The sequence below is a fragment of the Paenibacillus sp. FSL H8-0259 genome, from assembly GCF_037963255.1.
Lineage (GTDB): Bacteria > Bacillota > Bacilli > Paenibacillales > Paenibacillaceae > Paenibacillus_AQ > Paenibacillus_AQ phytohabitans.
The window spans coordinates 5421783-5445590 of the sequence record NZ_CP150147.1; the positions used below are offsets into that span (position 1 = coordinate 5421783).

The window sequence follows — 23808 nt, forward strand, 5'->3', positions numbered from 1 at the left end:
TACCATGATTTCATTCACCCGCTTAACGGCACAATAACGGTATCCTCATCTATAAGGAGCGTGAATTCATGAACGTAGTTACCCCTGAACGCCCTCCTGCCAAAAGACCGCGGAAGCCGACGGGCCTCTTCATTCCGGAGCTGGTTTTTTTCGAACCGGATGCCTTGAATTATCCCAAAGGGGAGCGGATTATGGAGTGGGTCAAGGCCCGCAACATTCCCTTCCGTATGACCACCTCGCATAACCGGATCACCAATCTGCCCGGCGAAACCGAAGTGGAGCAATACAAAATCGCTAAAAGAACACTTGTCGTCGGTCTCCGCAAAACGCTGACTTTTGACCAGTCCAAGCCGTCTGCCGATTATGCGATTCCGATTGCTACCGGCTGTATGGGCCACTGTCATTATTGTTACCTTCAGACTACATTGGGTTCCAAGCCTTACATCCGTGTATATGTAAACATTGGAGACATCATCGATGCGGCCAAAAAATATATCGGCGAGCGTGCCCCGGAGATTACCACCTTCGAAGCTGCCTGTACCTCGGACCCGCTGGGGCTGGAGCATATTACCGGTTCGCTTACGGAGCTAATTGAATTCATGGCCGAAGAGCCGCTCGGGCGGCTGCGCTTCGTGACGAAGTATCAGCATGTTGAGCCCTTGCTTGGACTGAAGCATAACGGCCATACCCGCGTACGCTTCAGCGTGAACGCCGATTATGTAATTAAGAATTTTGAGCCGGCCACCTCCCGGTTCGAGGAGCGGATTGAGGCTGCCGGTCAGATTGCCCGTGCCGGTTATCCGCTTGGCTTCATCATCGCTCCGATCATCTGGCATGACGGCTGGGAAGAAGGCTATGCCGAGTTGCTGGAGAAGCTGGCCCGTACGTTGCCGCCGGGAATTGGCAAGGGTCTTACTTTTGAAATGATCCAGCACAGGTTCACCAAAACGGCCAAGACCGTGATCGAGAAACGTTATCCGAAATCCAAGCTGGAGATGGATATTGAGAAGCGCAAGAAGAAATGGGGCAAGTGGGGCCAGAACAAATATGTCTACCCTGATGAACAGCAAACCGCCCTGCGCGAATTCATCACAGAGCGGATTTTCGAACATTTTCCGGAAGCGGCTATTGATTATTTCACTTAACAATTAGGCTTAGAAAATCAGCCACTCCGGTGTAACCCCCTGCAGCCAGATCGTTATCCGGAACATCTGGTCGGTGAACAGCAGAATGCCCATGAACACCATCAGTGTGCCGCCAAGCTTCATCAGCAGATTGGAATATTTCAGGATCTTCCGCGCGCCGCCCAGGAAAAAAGCGAGTCCGAAGAACGGCAGCGCAAACCCGATGCTGTAAGCCGTAATCAACGTAAACCAGGTTCCCGGATCACTGGCAGAAAGGGCAATAATCGCCGTCAAAATGGGACCGATGCACGGTGACCAGCCCGCTGAGAAGCCGATGCCGAAGATAAACGAGCCCAGATATCCCGCAGGCTTCCATTTCAGCTCCAGCTTGCGCTCCCGGAGCAGAAACTGCGGCTGAAAAATACCAAGCAGGAACAGCCCCATCACAATAATCAGAATAGCCGACAACTGGCGGATCAGATCCCGCTGGCCGTTGAAGAATTCACCAAACAGTCCAGCCCCGAAACCAAGGGTATAGAATACAGCCGAGAAGCCCAATATAAAGGCCAGCGTATGCGAGAGGGTCCGGAAACGGACCTCTTTGCTGTCCCCCCCACTCTTCAGCTCCTGCACCGATAATCCGGTAATATAAGATAGATAGGACGGGTAGAGCGGCAGACAGCAAGGCGATATGAACGACGCCACTCCGGCGGCAAAAGCGATTCCTGCATTCAGGTTGGACACTGGCGCATCTCTCCTTCCCTACTCGGGTTCAGTTCACGAAGGCAGTATTCAAGCATATGTAGTTTAGGCCGCTGGGAGCTTTAGGTTTAGGCTGGCAGCCCTTTTTTGCCGATGAGTGTTAATGTCAGCAGTGCAATCAGGAGCAGAACAATCGTGGCTCCGGGAGCCAGATTCCACACACCGGCAATGACTAGTCCGCCGACTACAGCGACTTCAGCAATAATTACGGACAGAATGACTGAAGACTTGAAGCTTCGGGACAGCAGCAAACTGATCGCCACAGGAATGGTCAGGAGTGCAGATACCAGCAGCGAGCCGACAATTTTGATCGCCGTACTGATTACAAGCGCGGTCAACACGGTTATCAGCATATTAAGCAGCTTCACCGGCAGTCCGCTGACACTGGCCGCATCCTCCTCAAAGCTGAGCAGGAAGAACTCTTTGAAGAACAGCGAAACTACAACCACAACCGCAATGGTAACGATACCTACTACAATCAGATCGGTGTTATTCAGCGTGTAAATACTGCCGAACAGGTAACTCATCACATCCGCATTATAGCCTTTGCCCAGGGTGAAAAAAAGCGAAGCCAGCGCCACCCCGCCCGACATGATGATGGCAATGGAGAGTTCGGCGTAGCTTTTGTATGCCTTGCGCAGCTTCTCAATCGCAAACGAGGCCACTACGGCAAAGATCAGCCCCGCTCCAAGCGGGTAGAAGCCCGTCAGGAAGCCAAGCGCCACCCCGGCGATGGTTACATGGGCCAGCGTGTCTCCGATCATCGACAGGCGCCGCAGCACCAGGAACACGCCTATCAGCGGCGCTGTAATCCCAATCATCAGGCCGCCGGCCAGCGCCCGCTGGAAAAAGTCACTAAATAGAATTTCCAAGATATTTTTCTCCTTTTATGATCAAACCTTATCGAGACTTTAGATCAAAACCTTTTAGATCAAAAGCCTTTTAGATCCAAACCTTTCGATCCTAAACCTTTCGATCCTAAACCTTTCGATCCTAAACCTTTCGATCCTAAACCTTTCGATCCTAAACCTTTCGATCCCAAACCTTTTCGATCCCAAACCTTTTCGATCCCAAACCTTTTCGATCCCAAACCTTTTCGATCCCAAACCTTTCGATCCCACCCAAACCCTCCCTTCCAAGGGAGGGCCCCAAGGGCTCTGCCCTCTGGACACCCGTTTAAGTGCAATTGGCGTGGGACAGCAGACTTTCGCTGCTTGGGGACGTTGAGGTAGGACCGCTTTGCCTCCCTGCGGGATATGCTTAACATTTGGCGGGATTTAATTACGCATTCAAGTCAAAATCAAGTTCAAAAGATAAGAGCGAAGGCCGTCCGATGTTGTACAATGGACGACCCAGGGGACAACTAAGAGCAGGGCAGAAGAGCCTTGTTCGTTGGAATCAAGCCGTTTAAATGTACTTTGTACAACTATTTGTCTTATTTAGAACCAGATCAGGAAAATAAGTGTATTTCATACAATTATAAAGAGGAGTAAGCGGATTATCGCCTGTTTTCCGCAAATATAAGTGTACAAACTACAGTTATAGCTTAAATCCGCGCCTATAATCTAAAAATAACTGTACGAAATACAGCTATCTTTAGGATGCTAGCTTGAGAAGCTGATTTTGCAGAATGTCTGAAACACCTCTGCGCTCCCTTTTTCAAGAGAGTGTATGCTGCAGGTTATCGACAACGCAGTCCTGAACATCATGAGAATGGCGGCAATAGAAATTGATCTTGCCGTTCTTCTGCACCGGCTCGTTGCCGAGATAGTTCTTAATCATGTCGATATCATGCGATACCATCAGGAAGGTCATGTGGTGATGGGCATGCATATGCATGATCAGGTCGAAGAATCCGGCCTGCGTCTCGGCATCAATACCGACGGTAGGCTCATCGAGGATCAGCAGATCCGGATGGTTGATCAGGGCCCGGGCCAGGAAGACCCGCTGCTGCTGGCCCCCGGACAGCTGGCCGACTCTTTTCTCCGCGATATCCTGAATCCGCATCACTTCAAGCGCATCCTCACACTGGCGGTGCTGGGCTTTGGATACGCGGCGGATCAGATTCTTGTTATTGTACAGGCCAGACAATACCACTTCACGCACGGTAGCCGGGAACAGCGGATTGAATGCATTCTTCTGCGGAACATAACCGATCCGTTCCCAGTCCTTGAACTTCCGGACCGGCTGGCCGAATAATTTAATCTCCCCGCTGGTAGCAGGCAGCAGACCGACAATCATTTTGAGCAGCGTAGTCTTGCCGGCACCGTTGGAACCGATGATGCCCAGGAAATCGCGTTCTTTCACTGTATAATCCAGATTGGAGATTACCTTCTGTTCCCCATAGGAGAAGGACAAATCCTGTATTTCGATCATATGCTGATGGCAGTCCAGGGATACCGGTTGCATGTGAAGTACCACCTTTCAACTTATACTTTCCTTATTATTGTAAAGCCAGAATGAGATTTTGCAAATTTTTCTCCATTAGCGTGAAATAGTTGTCACCATTCTTCTCCTGGGCTTCAGTCAGACCCTCTACCGGATTCAGCACCATCGTGGACACGCCGGTTTCACTAGCGAGTGTTTTGGCCAGCTTATCGGATACCAGTTCTTCGAAGAAAATGTAGCGGATGCCCTCTTCTTTGACCAATGCCGCCAGATCGAGCAGATCCTGTCCCCTTGGTTCGGCATCCGGTGACAGCCCCATAATAGCGTGCTGTGACAGTCCGTAATCACGCGCCAGATACGAGAAGGCCTGATGAGATACTACGATCTCTTTATTCGGCAGCTTGCCCAGTTCCTCGGTAAACTTGCTGTCGAGCGCACTCAAGCGTTCAACCAGCTTCTGGTACCGTGCTTCATAACCTGCGGAATGCTCAGGATCAACGGACTGCAGGCTTTCCTTGATGTTCTTCGCCATCACAAGCGCCGACTTCGGACTTACCCAGGTATGCGGATCCGTGTGCAGGCTATCGCTGTGTTCTGCTCCTTCATCCTCATGGCCATGATCATGACCGTCTTCCTCGTCGGTCATAATCAGATCAACCCCTTGGCTGACTTCTACAGCCTTGGCTTCACTGTCACTGTCGAGGCTTTTGAGGAAATTGGGCACCCAGCCCTCCAGTCCTGCTCCATTATACAGGAACAGCTGTGCCTTCGAGGTATTAATAATATCCTGGCTGCGCGGCGTCCAGTCATGCGGCTCTACCCCCACCGGAAGCAGATTGATCGCGTTGATATCTTCCCCGCCGATTTCACTGGCAAATTCATATATAGGATAAAAAGTAGTGATGACATTCACTTTTCCCTCGACGATACTTCCGCTGCTCTTAGAACCGCATGCGGCAAGCATCATTAGCAGCAGTATGGTAACAACAAGCAAAAGCCCTTTGTGCAAGCTTTTATATAACATTTCTCTATCGACCCCTTAAATCGTAAAATTTACTATGAGAATTATAATAGTAATCGTTACGATAAGTCAACTCTGATCTTCCAGCCAGCCTCCCGATAATTAGACTGAAGCCGCTTATCCTTAAGACCAGCACCTAATAACGTATATTCTCTATTTACACTAAAACAATCCCCGCTGCATTAAGGCACACGGGGATCGTTCATATCATTCAACTATGCAGCTTGTCTTATTTCACAATAGCTCCGTTAGGCATGCTGTCCGGCACGGTGGCGATCGTCAACTGGTCGCCCTTGGAGGCTGCCAGGATCATACCCTGCGACAACTCGCCGCGCAGCTTCACCGGCTTCAGGTTCACGATACAGATCACCTTGCGTCCCACCAGCTCTTCCGGTGTGTAGAACTTGGCAATGCCAGATACGACCTGGCGCTGCTCGTATCCAAGATCGAGCTGCAGCTTCAGCAGCTTGTCCGCCTTCTTCACCGGCTCGCAGGCGATGACCTGGGCTACGCGCAGCTCTGCTTTGGCGAAATCGTCGATGCCGATTTCTTCCTTATGCTCCTCTTCCTCCGGATCGGCAGTTGCCGCATCCGGCGTCACTGCAGCCCCTGCAGGCGCAGCTTCCGCAGCTGCTTCTGCAGGCTTGCCGGCTCCCATCGCTTCGGCGATGTACGCCACCTCCTGCGCCACGTCCAGGCGCGGGAAGATCGGGTCGCCCTTCACCAGCTTGGTTCCCGCTGGAATCAGGCCGAATGATTTGCCGCTCTCCCAGGTGGTCAGCTCGCCCGGCTGAATGCCCAGCTGCTCCCATATCTTCGCGGGAGCACCGGTCAGGAACGGCTGCAGCAGGATGGACGCCGTGCGCAGTCCTTCGACCAGATGTCTCATCACCGAAGCCAGCTCGCCGGTTCTGCTCTCATCCTTAGCCAGTACCCATGGCTGGGTTTCATCGATATATTTGTTCGTCCGGCTGATCAGAGCGCCAATCGCGGTCAGGGCTACGGAGAATTCCATTTTCTCCATCGCTTCTTCTACTTTGACATAGGTGCTCTGCACTACCGATTCCAGTTCCCCGTCAAATGCCGTTACCTGGCCTGCATAAGCAGGAAGCTCACCGGCGAAATATTTCTCTACCATCGCCCCGGTCCGGTTCAGCAGATTGCCCAGGTCGTTGGCCAGATCATAGTTGACGCGGTCCACGAAGCTCTCCGGTGTGAAGGTTCCATCCGAACCGAACGGAACTTCGCGCAGCAGATAATAACGCAGGGCATCCAGACCATAGCGGTCGATTAAAGTAACCGGATCAACGACATTGCCTTTGGATTTGGACATTTTGCCGTCCTTCATCAGCAGCCAGCCATGCGCGAACACCTTCTTCGGCAGCGGTTCACCGAGCGCCATCAGAATGATCGGCCAGTAGATCGTGTGGAAACGGACAATCTCCTTACCGACAATGTGCACATCCGCAGGCCAGAACTTATCATACAGGCTGCGGTCTTCCGATCCATAACCGAGAGCTGTAATATAGTTGGTAAGTGCATCAATCCATACGTACACTACATGCTTCTCATCACCCTTTACCTTAACGCCCCAGTCAAAAGTCGTACGGGATACGGCCAGATCCTCAAGACCCGGCTTGATAAAGTTGTTAATCATCTCATTCTTGCGCGATTCCGGCAGGATGAATTCCGGATTCTCTTCGTAGAACTGCAGCAGGCGGTCAGCGTACTTGCTCATGCGGAAGAAGTAGCTTTCTTCCTTGACCAGTTCAACCGGATGTCCGCTGTCCGGACTTTTGCCGCCGGTAATATTGCCGTCAGCATCCCGTTCAATGTCCACCAGCTGTGTCTCGGTGTAGAAGGTCTCATCCGAAATACAGTACCAGCCTTCGTATTCCCCTTTGTAGATATCGCCCTGCTTCAGCAGTCGGTCAAAAATATCCGCCACCACTTTCTTGTGACGCTCCTCGGTCGTACGGATGAAATCATCATTGGAGATATCCAGCTTGCGCCACAGATCCTTAATACCTACGACAATTCCGTCAACGAACTCCTGAGGGGTCTTACCGGCCTTGCCAGCCTTCTCTTCGATCTTCTGCCCATGCTCATCCGTTCCAGTCAGATAACGGACCTCATAGCCGCGCAGACGCTTGTAGCGGGCCATCGCATCACCGGCCACCGTTGAATACGCATGTCCAATATGCAGCTTATCGCTCGGATAATAGATCGGCGTAGTTAAATAAAAGGTTTTGTTCTCACTCATTACATTGTCATCCCTTCGTTATACCTTCTCATTTTGACACAAAATAGCCACACAAAGTGATGCTTTAATTTCGACGCTTACTCAGGTACTTTGCGGGGGCTCCAAAACTTATAAATTCTTAAATAACAAAAAACTCCCGCCCCTATATGGGGCGAGAGTAAACTCACGCGATACCACCCAAAGTTCCCCGGCTCCTCACAGAGCACAGGCTTCGCCAGTCCCTTGCGGAACTGTCCATTAACGCTGGAACACGCCGTTATCTTACGCAAGCCGCAACTATAAGGCTCCCGCTCGAACACAGTTCCTCCCGGACCATATTCAATCTGGCATCCCATACCGGCTTCCAGCAGCCCCGGCTCTCTGTAATGGTTGTCCACATTTACTCATCCGTTCCTCGGAATATTGCTTATTATTCAAAATATACCCATCACAGCGGCTCATGTCAAGTAGTATGAACAGGCTTATCTCCTGGTGATTGCTCTTTGCGCGGCGGCACCGGGTCCAGCCCTCCCGGATGAAAGGGATGGCAGCGGGCGATCCGCCTTGCAGCCAGCCATGAACCCTTCAGCGGTCCATGGACCTCAATAGCTTCAAGCGCATAGGCTGAACAAGTCGGATAGAACCGGCAGGTTGCCGGCTTAAGCGGCGATATGAACCTGCGGTAGACCCGGATTGGAGCCTGGACCGTTCTTCTTAAGGTAGCCATATTCAGCGGCCTTCTTTGCCGTGAGCAGCTACGACGGACTCTTCTTCGCGGCCCTGTTCACAGTCTTTGCAGTAACCGAACACCTCAAATTTATGCTTGACCACCCGGAATTGATCCGGTGTATCTGTTAAATTCATCGGACAGAAATGAATAGGGTAAGTCTTCATACACTGAAGACAAATCATATGATGATGATGGTGGTCCTGACTGCAGCTTGCTTTGAATTTGACGCCGTCTTCAAAGACAATCTGCTCCAGCACACCAAGCTCCTCCATGACACGCAGGTTGCGGTAGACCGTATCGAAGCTGAGTCCGCTGTATTTGCGGCCCATATGCTCATATACATCCTTCGCAGACAAATACCCCGTATTCTCGCCGAATAACCTGGCAAGCGTTTTGCGCTGATCGGTGATTCGCAGTCCCTGCCCCGACATGGCTTCCAGTATTTGTTCTGTCGACAGCATTCGCTCATCTCCCATAACATAGGTCGTTTGTATTGCACTCTCTTTATAATGCCCCAAAAGTACTGCCCCGTCAATGAAGTGTGCCTGTCCTGCAGCCTTCTCCACATTCCTGCGGGTGCATAGCGCAAAATAACGCCGCAAAGCAGAAGCTTATATTCCATGATTTCACACTAAAAAAAACGGCAGCCGTCCCCTCAGGAACGCTGCCGTTTGCATTTGCATTGAAGTTATATTTATTTTTTGGCCGGAAGCGGAGTAAACACAAAGTTTACAGGCAGATTGCTGCCGGAAGCTACGGAGAAGGTAATATCGACCGGACCTTCGTATTCGCCGGTACGGAAGACTACTGCATTCATGTCCGAGCTGGACAAGCTTCCCTTGTTCGGCAGATTCACAATCGTTCCGTTCACCAGTAACGAACCTAGATAATTACCTCCACGCGGGTTGAAGGTGATCAGTGTGTTCGCTGCCACACGGTCCAGAACGATTTTGTACAGTACACCGAAGTTGCCGGAATTAGAAGCCTCTGTTCCAGTCATCGGATCAATACCAATCAGATTGAGGTCATTTTTATTATCCCCCAGGATCAGCTTGGATTGCGTTGTGCCTACAACATCAGTCACGTTGATGATGCGTGTTGAATCCGGATATGTTCCCCGGTTATGCACACCGTCGCGGTCAAGAATTGGCAGTGTCGGCAGCACAGCTACCGGATCTTTAGTCTGCTCAACCATTACCACATTATATAGAATAGGATAATCGCTAATCAGATCGGCGCTGAGTGAGAGCACCTCTTTCGGTTTCATGGCAATCTTGTTCAGATCTGTCAGGATTGGCACACTTTGTCCCGGCTGCAGGACGATTTGGGATGCACTTGAACCTGTAATCATGGAATTGTAGTATTTCTGAATCGAAATTCTGCCTGTATATTCCGGAGAAGTTACCGGACCGGCAATACCTGAGTATTCGGTCGAAATCGTCGCCGGATATATGCCGTTGTTCGTGGCGATCACATACAGCTTCTGTCGTGTAGTCATATTGTTCATATGGTGTACCAGGAAACGTGTCTTCCCTACGGAAGTCTCGCGGTACAGCACACCCTCTGTATTAACCGTTTCAGGGCTGTTACTGCGGATCAGCGTATAACTGTCAGATGAAAGATTGTACGGCAGGTTAGGAAGTCCCGGGATCAATCCACCGTCAAACGTCAGAACATCCCCTGGAATAGTGAACAGCTTCGCTACTTCATCCTGGGTATACAGTTGTTCGCTTGTAATGTTAATGGTCTTCTCAAAAGTGCTGCTAAGACCATGCTTATCAGTTACTGTCAGCTGGATGGACGTAGGACCGGGGTTGAAATAGGCCAGGCCACGGTTGCTCCAGGTGGTCGTTAATTCTTCATACTCAGGGTCATAGCTGGTATCTGTCAGAATTACCGGCTCACCCATTTTGTATTCATCTTTATCAGTCGTGAACTGGGCCACAGGCGGCTGATTTGGCTGCAGCACCTGGATCGTTACAGAGTAAGGATCACTCCACAAATTATTCGCATCACGCACAGAATAAGTTACGGTATAGAATCCCGGCTGATCGTACATATCCAGTTTGTTGCCGCCCCATTGTTCTTCAGCCATCGGCGTACCATTCGGTGAAGAATACGAAGTAACATAATTCACAGTCGTTTGACCTGCATAAATCTCAGTCGGTTGGACTGTAAAAGATGCTGTCGGCTTCGTGTTCAGCGTAAGAATGACACGCTTCTGCACATTGTCCACCGTATAAGGAATATTCAGCGCATAGGTAATGGAGGTTAAAGGAACCATGAAGGTGCCTTTGAACTGGTAGGCCGGGCCTTTCATAGTATTCTTGGCGCCATTTACCGTATAGATCTTACTGTCGGTCTTGAAGCGCATAATACTTGTGCCTTTAGTAACGATAACTTCCTTGGTTTTGTAGTCGTAGGTATAGCTTACTCCGACCATTTCCACCATTGCACGGATCGATACATACGAGACCCCGTTCTTGACAGCCATCGGCTGGTTGGCAGTATACGGTGTACCGTTTCTGTACATTTTGTTACTGTTCATCATCAGGATGAGCTGGCTGCCGCCAGTGGCGGAAGTGGTCAGACCTGCAGTTGTCGGCTGCAACACTTGAGTACTGCCAGGAAGCGGAGTTGCCGTTGGAACAGCCGCATCTGTTGGTACAACACCATCAACAGGAGCCTGGGTTACTGCCGGAAGTGGTGTTGGTGTTGCTGCCGGCACTACCGGAACTGCTGTCGCTGCAGGAACTGCTGTTGCTGCCGGGATCGGTGTTGGTGTTGGCGTAACTGTACCTGCAGGCGCCTCAGTAACTAATGGAGGCAATGGATCTGTAGCCGAGGGCTCCTCCTGTGTTACAACCGTCTGCGTGGTATTCACCGCTGCGGCAACATTGCCTGTGATACTTTGTGTGCTGGCAGGAATTGCAAAGGCCGGAACCGCTGCTGCGGTTTGTGAAACGGCCAATACTGCCACTAAGATCATTTTTTTCAAATTCATTGTACGACTCCTTCTGCTCCCAATTGTAGTGTATAAGGCGTTATCTTTCTTCACCTTATATTCCCCGCAAAAACGCAACCGCCCTCTACAGGACGGCAGAATTATTTGCCACGTTCATTTTACAAAACATAGTATTAGACGCAGGCAACTCCGAAAAGTTTCATTCAGTGTAAAGAAAAATCAAAGATTATCCATTTATTTCTATTAGAAATCCATTTTCACAAAAAAAGATCATCCCCATCCCGGGACAATCTTGGTGTACGCCGCCAGAACAAGCAGCATTGAATTCAGTTATTGTACCAGACAGGATATAATCTCCGGCTTCCCTTTACCCTTACCCTTAGCGGGCTTCGGCAGCCTTGTGTTTATCGCGGTATTCCTTAGGGGACATCCCCGTCTGTTTCTGGAATACCTTGGTGAAATAACGCCGCTCCTGGTAACCCACTCCCGAGCTGATCGCAGTAATGCTTTTGTCGCTGCTGGCCAGCATGAATTTGGCGGCTTCAATCCTCTGCAACGTTACATACTCCACGAAGGTCATCGCGAAGCGGTTCTTGAAGAGCAGGCAGAAATAGCTGCTGCTGATGCCGATCCGGTTCGCCACCTCTTCAATGCCAAGGTCATAGCTCAGCCGCTCGGTAATATAATTCGCCGCCTGGCTCATCAATTGATCCGGTGTTTTTTTGGCGGAATCCTCGGGTACAGGCATCTCCTGAAACAAGGGAATACTGTTATACAGTTTATCCTTATACTGTTTGCTGCGGATCCGAGCTCCGATCTCCCGCACCTTGTTGCCAAGCTCCTCATAATGTATCGGCTTGCAGATATATTCCTTCACACCAAGGCGGATGGCCTCGCGCGCATAATCAAACTCCTGATAGCCGCTTAGCAGCAGCACCTCACTCTCCAGCCCCATCTCACGCAGCTTGCCGATGAATGTAAGTCCGTCCATGACCGGCATACGGATGTCACACAGCACCAGATCGGGCGTCTCCTCTTCAGCGATACGCAGAGCTTCCATTCCGCTGCGGGCCATCCCCGTAACCTCCATCCCCATGTCATGCCAAGGCAGCACTTTGTTGAGATTGTTCAGGATAGGCGCCTCATCGTCAACCAATAATACCTTTAGCATAATGATCTTCCCCCTGCCCGTATTTAGGTATGACGCACTGGATAATTGTTCCTTCACCAGGACTCGCACAGATGAAAATCCCATATCTGCCTCCGTATTCTATACGGATTCGGTCAGCTACACTGCGAACGCCAAGCCCCCTCCGTTCCAGATGAATTCCGTGTTGCGCTTTGCCTTCAGGCTTCTGCTCCGCCGGATCATTAACCATATACTGAAACATGGACAGCTGGGACGGAGTCATGCCGATCCCGTTATCCTGAATCCGCAGAATCAGATTCCCCCGTTCTTCCCAGACCTTAACGCTTACCAGACCTTTGTAGCTGATCCCTTCAAAGCCATGCTGAATGCTGTTCTCAACCAGCGGCTGCAGCGTAAGCTTCAGAATCCCGCAGCCCAGCAGCTCCTCCGGAACCTCAAGCTCGTAATCGAACAAGTCCTCGAACCGGAATTTCTGAATATCCAGATAGTTGCGCAGATGCTTAACCTCTTCTTCCAGCGTTATTTCATCCCTGTCCTGGATACTGATCCGCAGAATACTGGCCAGCCTGTAGACCATCTCACTGACCTTGCGCCCTTCATTCTGCACAGCCAGCACATTGATGGATTCCAGCGTATTGAACAGAAAATGCGGTTTGATCTGCGCCTGCAGCACGCGCATTTCTGCCTGATTTTTGCGCCGCTGCTCTTCATTGATCCTGTTGAATAATGAATTGATTTTGTCCATGAGGTCATTGAAGCCTCTGGCGAGCAGCGTCATTTCGTCACTGCCCTTCTCCTCGACCCGGGTTGTCAGGTCTCCATCCTCCACCCGGCGCATGAAGCGGACGATCACAGCAATCCCCCCTGTAATCCGGTTCATGAAGAACAGATTGAAGATCACTGCACCGAGCAGGCACAGAAACATAACCACCACAAACCAGCGGGCAAACACAGTTACTTCACGGGACAGCGAGCCCCAGGAGGTCACAGAAACCAGGCTCCAGGGATAGCCCTTCAGGTGGTAGACTGACAGAATGCTCTTTTCGCCGTCAAACTGTGTTCTGTAGCTCTGGAAGCCCGGCTTAAAGGTAATATCCTTCGTAGTAAAGTCACGGAAATCCTGTCCGTCCAGCTGCCTGTCCGGGTCAAGCAGGATCATCCCGTCATCGTTGACCAGCATAAAGGATACCTTCTGGCTGCTGTCCCCGATCTTGAGGTTGCGGAATATGGATTCGAACTCCCAATTCTTGATCTGGACTACCAGAATGCCGATGTTCTGAAAAAAGCTAAGCTCCTTAACCAGCCGGATTTGCGTAAACACAGCCTCCGTCCCCGTCAGTTCGGGATACTCATGCGGTGCCAGCCATTTCGGAACCCCGTTAAGCTTCATAACCTCCTGGTAGAGATCGCTCCCTTTGAACTTGTCGTAGGGGAGAGTGCGGAAATTTTCTTTGTTAAAGACCGATACGATCTCCGAGCTGCCTTTTCCATTAAAATTATAGAGAAAGGCATAGCTGATCGACGGATGATTATAGAGCAGACTACGGAAATTGCGCTGGCTGGCGTTCAGGCTGAGCTGCTCGGCATCGGTCAAATCCTGTTTGGAGGGATCATCCGCGCTGAGTGCCATATGAAAGACCGAGGTGGCAATTCCGTTGTCTGTCACATTGTCCATATCCTTAAACACATTCGAAATGCTGTAACTGATCGCCTTAAGTGAATATTCGGACTGCTGGCTGTACTTCTTCTCTATCGAATTATAAGTAACGAAGAACATAATCATGCCAAGAATGAATAAGGGAATGATAATCAGGCCCAGAAATGCCGTAAATAATTTGTAGCGCAAATTCATCGGCCCATGCTCCTGACATGAATAGGGTTATCCTTTTACACTGCCTGCCGTTACGCCTTCAATAATCTTCTCCTGCAAAATAGCATAAATGACGATGACCGGAACCACGCTATAGACAATACCCGCCGACATTTGCGCGTAGTTCATCTGATATTGATCACGGAATTGAACCATGCCCACCGGAAGCGTGCGCAGCTCGTCATTAGAGAGGAAATAGTTAGCCAGCAGGAACTCGTTCCAATTTCCCAGGAAATTAACAATGAAGACTGTAACCATGGCCGGAACTGTCAAAGGTACAATAATTCTAGCAAAGATACCCGGAGCCTTCAAGCCATCCATGACCGCCGCCTCTTCAATTTCACTGGGAAGTGAGCGCATGAATGCTGCCAGGATAATAATCGTGAATGGAATTGCATTGGCGATATAGGGAATTATCAGTGCCCAGTGTGTATTGAGAATATGAAGCTTGCGGACAATCGTGTAAATAGGCAGCATCAGTGCATTGTTCGGAATCAGCATGCCGATCAGGACCAGCGAGAACAGAATCTTGTTCCATTTTCCCTGGCGCATCCGCGTAACCGCGAAGGCAAACATAGAAGCCAACAGAATGGATACCACCGATGACAGGATCGAAATATATAAGCTGTTAAAAAAGTATGTGCTGATCTTGGCGTTCACCCATGCTTCAACGTAGTTCGAGAATTCGAATGTCTTCGGAATCCCGAACGGATTCAGGGCGATCGCATTGTTATCCTTCTTCACCGAGGAGAACAGGACAAAGAGAAACGGAAAGAGTACAACGATCAGGTATCCCAGCAGGGCAACGTGAGGTAAGCTTTTCTTGAGGCGCGGCATCAGTATTCAATCCTTTCATTACGACGGGCAAACAGCAGCTGATAGAGAGCTGTAACCACGAGCGTGAACATAAAGATCAGAATTGCAATGGTATTGCCGTACCCATATTTGAAATTGGTGATCGCATATTTAATCATATAGGTGGCCATAACCTCAGTTGAACCTGCCGGGCCGCCTTTGGTCATAACAATGACGATATCTGCGGCCTTCATCGCTCCGGCAATAGAGAGCATGATTACTACCGAGATAATGGGTACAATCAGCGGCAAAGTGATGCGTGTAGCGCGCTGGAAGCCCGTAGCGCCGTCGATGGCCGCAGCCTCATCCAGTTCACCGGGGATGGAGAGAATGGCCGCCAGCACCATTACAATGTAGAATCCGGTCCATTGCCAGGCATTCGTTATAAGAATTGACAGCATGGCGAACCGCTCATCTGATAGCCAGTAGACAGGCTCAATGCCGACAAGGCCGAGCACTTTGTTGAACAAGCCGATATTCGGCTCATAAATGAAGCCCCACAGAATACCGATAACTGCAGTAGACATAATGGATGGCATGAATACCGCTGTCTTGTAAAGGCCCTTCAGCTTCTTCACATTAGCGATTAATAAGGAGAAGAAGACAATCAGCGGCACCTGAATGCATACGGAGAACAGAATGAACCAGCCGTTATTTTTAACAGAAACCCAGAAGCGTTCATCTCCCAGGGCTTTTTTGAAGTTGTCCAGTCCGGCGTATTTCACTGTATCGGATACACCGTTCCAGCTGGTGAAGCTATAGTAGAGTGAACTGAAAATGGGGTAAATGAAGAACATAATGAACAGAACCAGTGCCGGTATAACGAACAGAATGAACACCAGAGGATTTCTTAGTGCCTTATTCATGACTACCTCCAAATTGCTTAGACATCTCTCACTTTAAAAATGCACCCTGGAGCAAGCACCAGGGTACATTCAATTTACCGCCTCTTATTCTACTGCTGCGTTGGCTTCTTCCTGAATTTTCTGAAGCGCATCGCCCATCTTCTCAGGAGTGGTCTGTCCGCCAATCAGGCTTTGAATCTGGATATTACTGATCTCGGTAGTCACATCTGCCTGCACCAGAGAGTCAAATGCCGGGAAGGAGGACTGGGAGCTGTTGAGTACTGCTACAATCTCACTCATCAGATCATCGGTGATATTCTCAGTCAGTACCGCCTGATCAATCTTCATAGCCGGCAGCACGCCATCTTCCACCAGACCGCGCAGCTGCATTTCTTCATTGAACATATTCTTAATGAATGATTTCACTGCAGCGAGTTGACGTTCATCTTCACCTGCAGATGCCGAGAAGCCATAGCCGTTGTTCACATCACGCATGAGTGCCGTCTGATCACCCACTCCGCCGTCTACCGCCGGAATGTTGAAGAAACCGACTTTACCGATCAGACCTTCACCGGATTGTCCGGCTTTGAATACAGAGGACTTCCATGTGCCGTCATACATCAGGATCGCTTCACCACTGGTGAACTGGGTTGTATATTCAGCATACTCGAAGCCGAGCTCGCCTTTCTTGAAGTAGCCTTTGTCTACCCATTCCTTGTATTTCGCAAAGCCTTTGACTACATTAGGATCATTCCACTTAGCTTCGCCAGTAGCGAACTTCGCAGTAACATCCGGTCCGGCATAACGTGACCAGAGATGGTTGGCGAGCATGAGTGGTACCCAGCCAGCCTTGGAAGCACCGGCAAGCGGCACTTTGCCGTCTGCTTTGATATCAGCCAGCTGCTGTTCCAGCTCAGCGAAGGTGGCCGGAGCCTTCCAGCCCTTGCTGTCATAGTATTCTTTATTGTAGAAGAACCCTTCACCTGAGCCGCCGATTGGCAGGCCGTAGATTTTTCCTTCGTAAGTAAATGGATCCAGATTGGAGAATTTGTCTTTAATGCCTAGTTCATCGAGGATCGGGGTCAGATCGAGCAGCTTACCTTCTTTGGCGTAGATCTTGGAATCCGGACTGCCGAACAGGTCGAAGATCTCCGGCGGATTACCGGCCGCCATTTCCCCGCGCAGCTTCTCTTTACGGTTTACATCCGAATCTACTCCATCCAGCTTGAAGGTTAGTCCCGGTACTTCTTCCTGTACCTTGCCGACTACATCCTCCAGGATCGCCAGACGTTTCTGTTTATCTGCACCTACCTGAGTATGACGGACCGTCATTTCAAAAGGTTCAGCACTAACCGGTTCTTCGGTTGCGGCAGCATTGGTTGCAGCGGCCTCATTCGTTGCAGCCGGTTCTTCCGTTGCAGCAGCATTGTTATTGTTGCCTCCACAACCTGTCAGCAGCGCTGAGGTAACGAACATCAGGGACAACAGCATAGTTAAGCTTTTTCTCATTACGGGTGACCCTCCCTATTTAATGGTTTCCCTTACAACTCTTATTATAGAAAACCCTGATTGTAATCGTAAGGTTAAGATTCATCTACAATAGGGATAAAATACTCTAATGTAAGCGAATTCAGTTGTATTTAGTGACATAAATGAGTTACATTTCATAACACGACAACTTGAAAAGAGGTATTTTTCTATTTTCTTGCGTCAGATTACTTATACATACAATTTGCATTTTCATCAATTTCACACTTTACTATGTATGTTGAACTCATTTCACCGTACATCAAAAAAGCGAAACTCCTCAGATTGGAAGCTCCGCTTTCGTTATATATTGTGTATGAATTTATACCAGAGCAGACTGTTTACGGCCCTCTTCAATCAGCCGGTATGCACGCTGCACTTCTTCTTCGTCCGGTGACTCCACCCCTTCAAGCTCGTAGGGACGGCCAAGCTCTTTCCATTTATAAATCCCCATTACATGATAAGGCAGGATTTCGAACTTCTCTACTCCATTAAGGGTGCCAATGAACCGGCCGAGATTCTGCAGATCCTCTTCCTTATTATGAATGCCGGGAACGTATACGTGGCGAATCCACATTTTACGGTTATTATCTGACAACCAGCGGGCAAGCTTTAAGGTACGGTCGTTGGATTTGCCAGTCAGCTTAATATGAGCTTCATCATCGATATGCTTCAGATCCAGCAGTACAAGATCGGTAACATCCAGCAAGTCGCTGATTTTCGAACCATCATTATAGCCGTTAGTATCAAGCGTAGTATGCAAATTCCAGCGTTTCTTCACTTCGGTGAACAGCTGTTTGACGAAATGCGCCTGCAGCGTGGGTTCCCCGCCGGATACGGTAAGACCGCCGCCGGAAGTTTTATAATAATTCAGGTAAGGTTCAATTTCCGCCAGCACTTCTTCAACGGTCATTTCCTTACCTTCATTCAATCCCCAGGTATCCGGGTTGTGGCAATACTGACACTTAAGTAGGCAGCCCTGCATAAAAAGCACGAAGCGGATACCCGGGCCATCCACCGTTCCAAAAGTTTCTAAGGAGTGGATATGTCCTTTAAGCATGAGATGTCATCCTTTCAAAAAGCTTAAAATTTTAATTACTTTTAAACAAGAGTGTACCGCCCTCTTGCAAGGGCGGCAGCTCTTTGATTTATTTTAATTCTTGATCTGTAAGAACAAATCTTACATGGAATCGTGGAACGTACGGTTGATAACATCCAACTGTTGTTCGCGGGTCAGCTTGATGAAGTTAACTGCATAGCCGGATACGCGAATGGTCAATTGTGGGTAGTTCTCAGGGTGATCCATTGCATCAATCAGCTGCTCACGGTTAAATACGTTAACATTCAAGTGCTGAGCGTTGTTGTGGAAGTATCCGTCCATCATGAATACCAGGTTGGACTTACGGGATTCTTCGTCTTTACCCAGAGCCTTAGGAACGATTGAGAATGTGTTGGAGATACCATCCTGTGCATCAGAGTAAGGCAGTTTAGCAACAGAGTTCAGGGAAGCAAGTGCACCCTTCTTGTCGCGTCCGTGCATTGGGTTAGCACCAGGTGCGAACGGTTCGCCTTTTTTACGTCCATCAGGAGTAGTACCAGTCTTCTTACCATAAACAACGTTCGAAGTGATAGTCAATACCGATTGAGTCGGTACAGCATCACGGTAAGTTTTGTTTTTACGGATCATGCTCATGAAGGTTTCAACCAGTTCAACCGCGATGTTGTCAACAGCGTCGTCGTTGTTACCGTAGCAAGGGAATTCACCTTCAGTTTCGAAGTCGATAGCAATGCCTTCTTCGTTGCGGATCGGTTTAACCTTAGCGTATTTAATTGCGCTCAGGGAGTCGGCAGCAACGGACAGACCGGCAATACCGCAAGCCATAGTACGCAGAATGTCGCGGTCATGCAGCGCCATTTCGATACGTTCGTAAGAATATTTGTCATGCATGTAGTGAATGATGTTCAGCGTGTTGACATAAGTCTTAGCCAGCCATTCCATCATTGGTTTGAAGCGTTTCATTACTTCGTCGTAATCAAGGTATTCGGAAGTGATCGCCGGATATTCAGGACCTACCTGAGCGCCGGATTTTTCATCCTTACCGCCGTTGATTGCATACAACAGGGCTTTTGCCAGGTTGGCACGGGCACCGAAGAACTGCATTTGTTTACCGATACGCATTGGGGATACGCAGCAGGCAATTGCGTAATCTTCACCCCAGTATGGACGCATTACATCATCGTTCTCATATTGGATCGCACTGGTTTCGATGGAAACCTTAGCACAATATTTTTTGAAGCCTTCAGGCAGCTTTTCGGACCACAGTACGGTCAGGTTCGGCTCTGGTGCAGGACCCAGGTTGTACAGGGTATGCAGGAAACGGAAGCTGTTCTTGGTTACGCGTGTTGTTCCGTCTTCAGCCATACCACCGATGGATTCAGTTACCCAAGTAGGGTCGCCGGAGAACAGATCATTATAGTCAGGCGTACGCAGGAATTTCACGATACGCAGTTTCATTACGAAATGGTCAACGATTTCTTGTGCTTGCTCTTCAGTAAGAGTACCTTCTTCGAAATCACGTTGTACATAGATATCAAGGAAAGAGGATACGCGTCCGAGGGACATTGCCGCACCATTTTGCTCTTTAACTGCAGCCAGATAACCGAAGTATACCCATTGAGTAGCTTCTTTGAAGTTATTAGCTGGTTTGGAGATATCAAGACCATGAGCAGCAGCCATTTGTTTCAGTTCGCCCAGAGCACGCATTTGCTCGGACAGCTCTTCACGCAGACGAATCACTTCTTCTGTCATGGAATCCACTTCAAGCTCAGTCAATTGTTGCTTCTTGTCTTTAATCAGGAAATCAATACCATACAGGGCAATACGGCGATAGTCGCCGATGATACGTCCGCGGCCATAAGCATCAGGAAGACCTGTAATTACGCCGGATTTACGCACAGCTCTCATGTCTGGTGTATATGCATCAAATACGCCTTGGTTATGCGTTTTGCGGATGTTCGTGAACATGTCAACGATATTTTGCGGAAGCTCGAAGCCATAAGCTTTAGTAGCGTCGATCATCATTTTGATACCGCCGAACGGTTGAATGGAACGTCTGAAAGGAGCATCAGTCTGAACGCCGACAATTTGTTCCTTATCCTTGTCGATGTAGCCTGGATTGTGGGAAGTGATCGTGGAGACAGTATCGAGGGACACATCCCATACTCCGCCTCTTTCTCTTTCTTCCTTGCTAAGCTGGGAGATAATCTTCCACAGTTCAGTGGTGTTGCTGGTAGGACCTACCAGGAATTCTTCATTTCCTTCATAAGGCTTGATGTTCTTGGCAATAAAGTTATTAACGTCAACTTTCTTAGCCCATGTACCTTTTGTAAAACTTCTCCAACCCGACTTAACCTCTTGTACTTCTCTTTCAATCACCGACATGCTAAATCCCTCCATTTATATTTAGTATATTTGTAGAGATCGCGGGCTTGAAGGTTAATCCCGTGTCTCGTGATCCCATAGCTATTGGTTGTTATAAAATTCACAATCGCGGCTTCATAACTGGGATCGTTGTTTATATAAACATTTTAGTTTATTTTCTGAAAAAGGACTGTGACAAATATCACTCTTTCGGTGATATTTGTCACTTCCATCCAGTTCCATATTAACCTTTAACCTTGTTCTTTGCCAGACAATCTTAAATTAGTTGTCGAATCTTCCGTAGAATGCGTTGCGGTATACATCAGCAAGTTCAGATACCAGCGGCATTTTTGGATTGGCAGTTGTACATTGGTCTTCAAATGCACGGTCAGCCAGGTAATCTACACGGGATTCGAAGTCCTTAGGATCAAAGCCAAGAGCCGAGAAGGATTCTTCGATACCGAGTTTTTTGTTCATGTCGCGGATTGCATTGATCAGGCTGGTTACGCCTTCTTCGGTTGTGCGTGCTGGCAATCCCAGGATACGGGCAATTTCAGCATACCGTTCGTCAGCTACAAAGTGCGAATATTTAGGGAACGAAGCGAACTTCGTAGGTTTCTTGGCATTGTAACGGATAACATGCGGCATCAGGATGGCATTGGTACGGCCATGTGCTGTGTGATACTGTCCGCCCCATTTGTGCGCCAAGCTGTGGTTGATACCCAGGAATGCATTAGCGAAAGCCATACCTGCCAGAGTCGAAGCGTTGTGCATTTTTTCGCGGGCAAGCTTGTCGCCTTGCAGTGCGGATTTCTCCAGCCACTGGAATACCAGTTGAATGGCTTTGATTGCCAGACCATCGGAATAGTCACTGGCCATTACAGATACATAAGCTTCAATTGCATGTGTCAATACATCCATACCTGTATCGGCAACAGCAGTTTTCGGTAAGCTGTATACAAACTCCGGATCAATAATAGCTACGTCTGGAGTCAGCTCATAATCAGCAAGCGGATACTTAGTATTATTGCCAGTTGTCTTGTCTGTGATAACTGCGAACGAAGTTACTTCAGAACCTGTACCGGAAGTTGTTGGAATCGCAACGAATTTCGCTTTGTTGCCGAGCTTAGGGAATTTGTATACCCGTTTGCGGATATCCATGAACTTCTGTTTCAAGCCGTTAAAGTCTGCATCCGGGTGTTCATAGAACAACCACATTCCTTTTGCAGCATCCATTGGGGAACCGCCGCCGAGTGCGATGATGCAGTCCGGCTGGAATCTGTTCATCATTGCAGCGCCTTTTTCTACAGTAGTTGTCGATGGATCCGGTTCAACTTCCGAGAACACTTCGATCGCTACCGGAGTCTGGCGTTGACGCAGGTAATGCTCAACTCTTTCCACATAGCCCAGTTTAACCATCATAGGGTCAGTAATAATAGCTACGCGAGTGATATCAGGCATTTTGGCCAGGTACTGTGTGGATCCCTTTTCGAAGTAAATCTTGTCAGGTACTTTAAACCATTGCATATTCACGGTACGACGGTTCACCCTTTTCACGTTGATCAGATTGATTGCAGTCACGTTTTGCGATACAGAGTTGCGTCCATAAGATCCGCAGCCCAGTGTCAATGAAGGGATATTAGTATTGTAAATATCGCCGATTGCGCCGTGTGTGGATGGCGAGTTGACGAGAATACGTCCGGTTTGCAGACGGTTGGAGAACTTCATGATTACTTCTTCGTTGTTCGAGTGGATAGCCGAGCTGTGGCCCATGCCGCCAAATTCAACGATTTCAGCTGCGCGTTCGATACCCTGGTCTGCGTTCTTCACTTTGTAGCAAGCCAGAACCGGGCTCAGCTTCTCAGCGGACAACGGATATTTGGTACCTACGCCTTCAAGTTCAGCTACCAGGATCTTCGTGCCGGCAGGAACCTGAATTCCGCACATTTCAGCGATCTTCACAGCGGATTGGCCGACGATAGCCGGGTTAACCGCACATTTTTCTACATTCATTGCGCCGCTTGTCAGCTTGGCAGCTTCTTCTTTATTTACAAAGTAGCAGCCGTTCGCAATCATTTTCTTCTTCACTTGGTCAAAAATCGCTTCTTCAATGATAACCGCTTGCTCGGAAGCACAGATCATACCATTATCGAATGTTTTGGAAAGGATAATGTCTGTCACTGCCTGATCAATGTCAGCACTCTTCTCAATGAAAGCAGGAACGTTACCAGGACCTACGCCGAGTGCCGGTTTGCCGCAGCTGTAAGCCGCTTTAACCATTGCCGATCCGCCGGTTGCCAGAATCAGTGCAACGTCAGGATTGTTCATCAGTGCGTTTGTTTTGTCCATGGTCGGAAGTTCGATCCATTGGATGAAGTTCTCAGGAGCGCCAGCCTTCACACCTGCATCATGTAGAATTTTGGCTGCTGCCGCACTACACTCTTGCGCTGAAGGGTGGAATCCGAATATAATAGGGTTACGTGTCTTAGCGGAAATCAAAGCTTTAAACATCGTGGTGGATGTTGGGTTGGTTACCGGTGTGATACCCATAATGATTCCGACAGGCTCAGCAATCTTCTGGAAGTTGTCATAAACGTTATCCTCAATAACACCTACTGTCTTGTCGTACTTAATTCCGTGCCAGATATATTCAGTTGAGAAGATGTTCTTCGTAATTTTGTCTTCATAGACACCGCGTCCTGTTTCTTCAACGGCCAGCTTAGCCAGGTACATATGTTTGTCGAGTCCGGCCAACGCCATTGCATGAACGATTGTGTTAGTTTGCTCTTGATCCAGTCCCATGAACGCTTCATGAGCTTTCTTTGCTTTATCCACCAAAGTCTGAATATATTCTTCAGCGGTGGTTTGTTTCACTTGGGCGGCGACTTCGTTTTTAACTGCCATCTCC

Annotated in this window: 17 protein-coding genes; 1 reads left to right on the forward strand and 16 read right to left on the reverse strand. The window is 49.0% G+C overall.

Going from position 1 to position 23808, the window contains the following annotated elements; all coding sequences use genetic code 11:
- Positions 1 to 68 precede the first annotated feature (68 nt).
- Positions 69 to 1145 carry a spore photoproduct lyase gene (splB, locus tag NSU01_RS23585; protein ID WP_076245623.1) on the forward strand — a complete coding sequence of 359 codons (1077 nt, stop codon included), beginning with the start codon at positions 69 to 71 and terminating at the stop codon, positions 1143 to 1145.
- Between the two features lie 9 nt (positions 1146 to 1154).
- Here the strand turns inward: splB and NSU01_RS23590 are convergent, their stop codons facing one another.
- The 16 genes from NSU01_RS23590 to adhE all read right to left on the reverse strand — a co-directional run bounded on the left by NSU01_RS23590 (position 1155) and on the right by adhE (position 23804).
- On the reverse strand, positions 1155 to 1868 hold the full coding sequence (locus NSU01_RS23590; RefSeq protein ID WP_042138748.1) for a cytochrome c biogenesis CcdA family protein: 714 nt from the start codon (positions 1866 to 1868) through the stop codon (positions 1155 to 1157).
- Positions 1869 to 1954: 86 nt separating this feature from the next.
- Positions 1955 to 2758 (reverse strand): metal ABC transporter permease, encoded by an 804-nt coding sequence (locus NSU01_RS23595; protein ID WP_076245625.1) that lies wholly within the window; start codon positions 2756 to 2758, stop codon positions 1955 to 1957.
- Positions 2759 to 3545: 787 nt separating this feature from the next.
- Entirely contained in the window at positions 3546 to 4295 is a 750-nt protein-coding gene (locus tag NSU01_RS23600; RefSeq protein WP_042138751.1) for a metal ABC transporter ATP-binding protein, read from the reverse strand.
- Between the two features lie 34 nt (positions 4296 to 4329).
- The gene (locus NSU01_RS23605) at positions 4330 to 5298 is read right to left on the reverse strand and encodes a zinc ABC transporter substrate-binding protein (RefSeq protein WP_076245631.1); all 969 of its coding nucleotides are present in this window, start codon (positions 5296 to 5298) and stop codon (positions 4330 to 4332) included.
- A gap of 226 nt (positions 5299 to 5524) precedes the next feature.
- Positions 5525 to 7558 (reverse strand): methionine--tRNA ligase, encoded by a 2034-nt coding sequence (metG, locus tag NSU01_RS23610; RefSeq protein WP_076245634.1) that lies wholly within the window; start codon positions 7556 to 7558, stop codon positions 5525 to 5527.
- A gap of 442 nt (positions 7559 to 8000) precedes the next feature.
- Positions 8001 to 8264 (reverse strand): membrane protein insertion efficiency factor YidD, encoded by a 264-nt coding sequence (gene yidD / locus NSU01_RS23615; protein WP_039295456.1) that lies wholly within the window; start codon positions 8262 to 8264, stop codon positions 8001 to 8003.
- 2 nt (positions 8265 to 8266) lie between these two features.
- Positions 8267 to 8728: a Fur family transcriptional regulator gene (locus NSU01_RS23620; protein WP_076245636.1), complete on the reverse strand. Its 462-nt coding sequence runs from the start codon at positions 8726 to 8728 to the stop codon at positions 8267 to 8269.
- 233 nt (positions 8729 to 8961) lie between these two features.
- Positions 8962 to 11271 (reverse strand): copper amine oxidase N-terminal domain-containing protein, encoded by a 2310-nt coding sequence (locus NSU01_RS23625; protein WP_076245638.1) that lies wholly within the window; start codon positions 11269 to 11271, stop codon positions 8962 to 8964.
- 340 nt (positions 11272 to 11611) lie between these two features.
- Complete coding sequence (locus tag NSU01_RS23630; RefSeq protein WP_076245640.1) at positions 11612 to 12403, reverse strand: response regulator; 792 nt, start codon at positions 12401 to 12403, stop codon at positions 11612 to 11614.
- Positions 12381 to 14234 carry a sensor histidine kinase gene (locus tag NSU01_RS23635; protein WP_042138757.1) on the reverse strand — a complete coding sequence of 618 codons (1854 nt, stop codon included), beginning with the start codon at positions 14232 to 14234 and terminating at the stop codon, positions 12381 to 12383. Before NSU01_RS23635 ends, NSU01_RS23630 begins: the two co-directional genes overlap by 23 nt.
- Before the next feature lie 27 nt (positions 14235 to 14261).
- Positions 14262 to 15089: a carbohydrate ABC transporter permease gene (locus NSU01_RS23640; protein WP_039295446.1), complete on the reverse strand. Its 828-nt coding sequence runs from the start codon at positions 15087 to 15089 to the stop codon at positions 14262 to 14264.
- Positions 15089 to 15973, reverse strand: coding sequence for a sugar ABC transporter permease (locus tag NSU01_RS23645; protein WP_042138758.1), 885 nt, complete (start codon positions 15971 to 15973; stop codon positions 15089 to 15091). Before NSU01_RS23645 ends, NSU01_RS23640 begins: the two co-directional genes overlap by 1 nt.
- A gap of 84 nt (positions 15974 to 16057) precedes the next feature.
- On the reverse strand, positions 16058 to 17461 hold the full coding sequence (locus NSU01_RS23650; protein WP_042138759.1) for an extracellular solute-binding protein: 1404 nt from the start codon (positions 17459 to 17461) through the stop codon (positions 16058 to 16060).
- Positions 17462 to 17801: 340 nt separating this feature from the next.
- Positions 17802 to 18539, reverse strand: coding sequence for a pyruvate formate-lyase-activating protein (pflA, locus tag NSU01_RS23655; RefSeq protein WP_039295441.1), 738 nt, complete (start codon positions 18537 to 18539; stop codon positions 17802 to 17804).
- A 120-nt stretch (positions 18540 to 18659) separates the two neighbouring features.
- Positions 18660 to 20921 (reverse strand): formate C-acetyltransferase, encoded by a 2262-nt coding sequence (gene pflB / locus NSU01_RS23660; protein WP_039295439.1) that lies wholly within the window; start codon positions 20919 to 20921, stop codon positions 18660 to 18662.
- Positions 20922 to 21182: 261 nt separating this feature from the next.
- On the reverse strand, positions 21183 to 23804 hold the full coding sequence (adhE, locus tag NSU01_RS23665) for a bifunctional acetaldehyde-CoA/alcohol dehydrogenase (RefSeq protein WP_076245642.1): 2622 nt from the start codon (positions 23802 to 23804) through the stop codon (positions 21183 to 21185).
- Positions 23805 to 23808: the final 4 nt, after the last annotated feature.